General features: G+C 44.8%; 3 protein-coding genes. 1 reads left to right on the top strand and 2 read right to left on the bottom strand.

Annotated features, from left to right (window positions below):
- Positions 1–148: 148 nt before the first annotated feature.
- Positions 149–880 (bottom strand): ComF family protein, encoded by a 732-nt coding sequence (locus F6K49_RS36170; protein ID WP_293026713.1) that lies wholly within the window; start codon positions 878–880, stop codon positions 149–151.
- A 278-nt stretch (positions 881–1,158) separates the two neighbouring features.
- Between F6K49_RS36170 and F6K49_RS36165 the strand changes: the two genes are divergently transcribed.
- Positions 1,159–3,756, top strand: a complete 2,598-nt coding sequence (locus tag F6K49_RS36165) for a putative PEP-binding protein (RefSeq protein ID WP_293104577.1) — start codon at positions 1,159–1,161, stop codon at positions 3,754–3,756.
- A gap of 109 nt (positions 3,757–3,865) precedes the next feature.
- Here F6K49_RS36165 and F6K49_RS36160 read toward each other — a convergent pair.
- A partial coding sequence (locus tag F6K49_RS36160; RefSeq protein WP_293104574.1) for a glycosyltransferase occupies positions 3,866–4,296 on the bottom strand: 431 nt, incomplete at its 5' end.

Below are 4,296 nucleotides of genomic sequence, written 5' to 3'. Positions count from 1 at the left end.
TACTTGCTTGTGCTGCCCTCAATCCTATGACCCATTTGGGTATGCCTGATAGCTATGCCCATAATGCTTAAAACTGCTCCTGAGAGGGGGAGCATTTTGACCCCTTCATCATTCATGCAACAAAGCCCAGAAAATCTATAGATTTCCATTACCCTATCACCCCATCATCAACTGACCCACGTTTTGTCATTACTTTACCGATAGTCGCGCTGGTTGCGATCGCAACTGACCCATATACGCTTATTCCATGCTTCCTCAGGGTTTGGGTGGCTGATTTGACTGTAGCTCCGCTGGTGTAGATATCATCTAGGATTAGTACGGGTGAGGTGCTATGATGTCTGAGAAAGTGTTTACCAATAATAAAGGCATCTGCTAGGTTTTGCGCTCGCTCTTGGACAGATAAACCAAACTGAGGTTGAGTTGCCCGGACTCTTTCTAAACCCAGTGGTGCTTGTTTGTAACCAGTGAATTCACAAAAACTTTGGGCAATCAGCTCTGCCTGGTTGTAACCTCTTTGTCGCTGTTTTGTAGGGTGCATAGGAATGGGAACTACTATTAATTTTTGGTTGTGGCTACGGGTGGCAGAGGATTTTAACCAAGCTTTACCCAGCCAATGGCCCAAGGGATGTGCTAGCTGGGGTTGGTTTTCATATTTCAGGGCAGCGAGTACTCGTTTTAATGGACCACCGTAATTGCCCCAGACAAACACTGGGAGATTTTGATTACATAAAAATTGATTTTTGTCAAGTTGGCAGCGGAGTAACTGCTGCTCGCAATAATCACACAATTCATCAGTGGCAGGGCGCTCACATAGGGGACAGTTCGATTTCAGAAAGAGACTTAATAGACCCTTTTTAAGAGTCTGAATTCCCTGTAACATGATTTTGGGGATTTATCTGGCATTATATTTATAAAGATGCCAAGACTGACCATGAGAATCCCTCAGTATTTCTACCGTTTTCTGTCTCTAAGAGCGTGATGCAAAGCACAGGAAGGATTAATAATATCATGTCCAGTTGACTACTTATCATTCTTGGTTGAGAGTCAATTTTTAATTAACGATTTAGGTGAATACGACGTGATTAATGGTAAGAGATATTATGCCTTCGAGATATGATGCCAAAATCCCGGAGCAATAACAGGATTAGGCGGCGATTTGTGGATAATCTTTACTCTCTTGATCTGATTCAACCTTCAGAGTATCCCTTCGTGGGCAATGAAGCCTTGAACTTAAGTCAGCTGTTGCAACGGGATTATCCGGTTGTACCTGGCTTTGTGGTGAGTGCAAAGGCATTGTGGGAATTTATCGCAATTTTAGGTGAGTCTGAACCCCTGTTAGCTGATTTACCTTCTTCTTATCTTTACGTAGATGTAGACAATCCTCGCCAGCTACAGCAAGTGGCTCAGCAAATTCGTCACAAAATTCAAGGGGCGACTTTAGCTTCGGTGTTGGCATCAACCCTATCCGAGATAGCAGAAACTACACTCGCCCCAGCAACAATTTTTCACCCTTCCTTATCCATGACATCACCAGGGTCGGGAATTGAGGAGGACACTGGGAAAACTGAAGTGGGAAGATTAGAGCAACCCCAGATTTTTTCAACCTTACCAGATAAAATTTTGGGATCCTATATTTGCCCTAGGCAACCACTAGCAATGGAACTGTCTTTAAAACAGGTTTGGGCAGAACTATTTCGCGCCAGAAGTCAATTTTACTGGCAACGGCATAGTATTGGTCTCCAGCAGCTTAATTTGGCAGTCTTGATACAACCAATGTGGGATGCGATCGCTTCTGGTACACTCCAGATTAACCAAGCTGAGGGTTACATCCAAGCCACGTGGGGGTTAGGTACTGCATGGGCGAAGGGGGAAGTAGTGCCAGACTATTACCAAATTGAGATCGAAACTGGTATTGTGCTAGCCTCACGACTGGGTCGTAAAACCCGTGCCTATGGCTTGTGTCTGGAACCGGACTCATTATCACTAACCCAGAACACTGTGCAAGCCTATCTACTCAGTGAGGAGCAACAAAAACAGTACACCCTAAAGGACAAATACCTCCAACAGCTAATTAATATCAGTCAGCGTCTAGTTGCTGATATTAGTCCTAGCTTTTCCCTAGAGTGGACACTATGGCAAACCTCAGAAAACTCAGAACCACAGTTACAAATTACGAAATTTAGTCCTGAAACTGGGCAAAAGTGGGATGCTAGCCAGTTGAGGGTTGAACCGTCACATCATGCTTCCAAACTCTCTGTGGGTTCTACTACCTCCTACGGCAAGCTGTTTACCTCTCTACAAGTGGGTAGCCGACCCAATGTGGCTGAAGCCTCATCGGACTCCATTAAGAGCAACTCTAGTGAACACACTGTCAACCCATCCATGACGCCTATGCTTGTGAGAGGATTACCCGCAGCACCAGGAAGAGTTACAGCAACTGCTCATGTGATATCGGGTGAGGGCAAAAACGTCTCAGCAATCCTCTCTGGTAGAATTTTGGTTGCCCAAAGTGTTTCTCCTGACTGGCTACCTGGGCTCAAGCACGTAGCCGCTATTATTACTGAACAAGGAGGGATAACTAGTCATGCTGGGATTATTGCTAGAGAACTTGGTATTCCCTGTGTTGTGGGTGCGGCTGGTATTACCCAAATTTTAGAAACTGGCGAGTCTATACTCGTGGATGGGGGACAGGGGGAAGTTTATCGGCTAGGAACTAAGCAAGGGTTTCCGGTTGAAAAGTTGCATGGCTCAGGATTAAGAAAAAGGAAAGCAAAAGTCAACTTTCAAGCTTCTAACTTTCAAAATACTTTCCCCATTGCTACTCAATTATTGGTTAATCTTAGCCAGCCGGACTCCCTAGAAAAAATTGTGGGTTTGCCAGTGGATGGAGTGGGGTTATTGCGTTCAGAACTGATGATGTTAGAGATTTTGAATAATCTGCACCCCAGTCAGTGGCACAGACAAGGCCATGAGCGTGAGTTAGTAGAACGCTTGGCTCAGTTAATTGTTCAATTTACGGTTACCTTGGCACCACGTCCTGTATTTTATCGCTCCACGGATTGGCGCTCCCATGAATTTCCATCCCTGAGTGGGGATCACTTGGTAACGGAAGCGGAAGTTAACCCGATGCTTGGCCTACGTGGCACTCGTCGCTATCTGAGTGACCCAGCTAGCTTTGATCTGGAACTGGCAGCTTTACAGGAGGTTTATGCTTACGGCTGCAGGAATTTACGGCTGATTTTGCCCTTTGTACGTACTGTGGAAGAGTTTACCTTTTGCCGCCGTCGGGTAGAACAGGTAGGACTTACTGATAATCCTGATTTTCAACTTTGGATTATGGCAGAAGTGCCATCTGTGTTGTTTCTGCTACCAGACTATGTTAAGGCAGGTGTTCAAGGAATTTCTATTGGTACTAATGATTTGACGCAACTTTTACTAGGAGCTGATCGGGAGCAAAGGCAGTTGGAAACACTGGTGGGAGGGTGCCATCCAGTGGTCAAGCAAGCAATTCAGCAACTAATCGAAATGGCAAAAGAAGCTGGTATTCCTTGCTCAATTTGTGGTCAAGCTACGGTTCAAGATCCGGAACTGATTGATCTGTTGGTGCAGTGGGGAATTACTTCGATTTCTGTTGATGTTAAAGATGTTGAAGCGACTTACCAGGCAATTACCCGTGCTGAGCAACGTTTACTCTTGGAAGCAGCACGAAATAAGTCAAAAGGCTTAGGTGGAAAAGGCAAAGGGGAAAACATCTAAATATATGGAAGTTCTAAATTGGGTTATGATATCCAGTCCGGTAGTATCGGTAAAAATTACCACGTACCACGGGACAGGATCTGATTTGATGTATCTGGTCTCACCTAGGTTATAAATCTGAAAACTGCTGTAATTCAATCAGTGAATTATGGTTAGGCTTCTTAGTAATTTGAGTTAATAGTGCTTCATAGCGGTTGAGAGCGTTTTGATAGGCGAAGTGCTTCAGAGCAAATTTTCTACCTTGTTTACCTAGAGATACCCCCTGCTCAGGATTTTCATACAATTCGACAATTGCAGATGCTAAAACCTGGGGCTTTTGTGGTGGTACCACTACACCGCCACCACTTTGTCGAACAACTCGCGCTGCAGTTCCATTCAAAGGCACAGAAGCAATGATGGGTCGTCCGCAAGCCAATAGCACTTGAATTTTTGAGGGCATATTAAAGGAAACAACGTTACGCTTTTGCACAACTAAACCTATATCTGCTGCTGCCAACATTTCTGGTAACTTCTCTCGGGGTTGGAAAGGTAAAAGCTTGA

The sequence above is a fragment of the Moorena sp. SIO3I6 genome (assembly GCF_010672095.1).
This window is presented reverse-complemented; position numbering and strand designations above follow the sequence as displayed.

Bases quoted from the DNA above. Each gene is read 5' to 3' on its own strand.
- F6K49_RS36170 (WP_293026713.1), bottom strand. From the start codon at position 880: ATGTTACAGGGAATTCAGACTCTTAAAAAGGGTCTATTAAGTCTCTTT.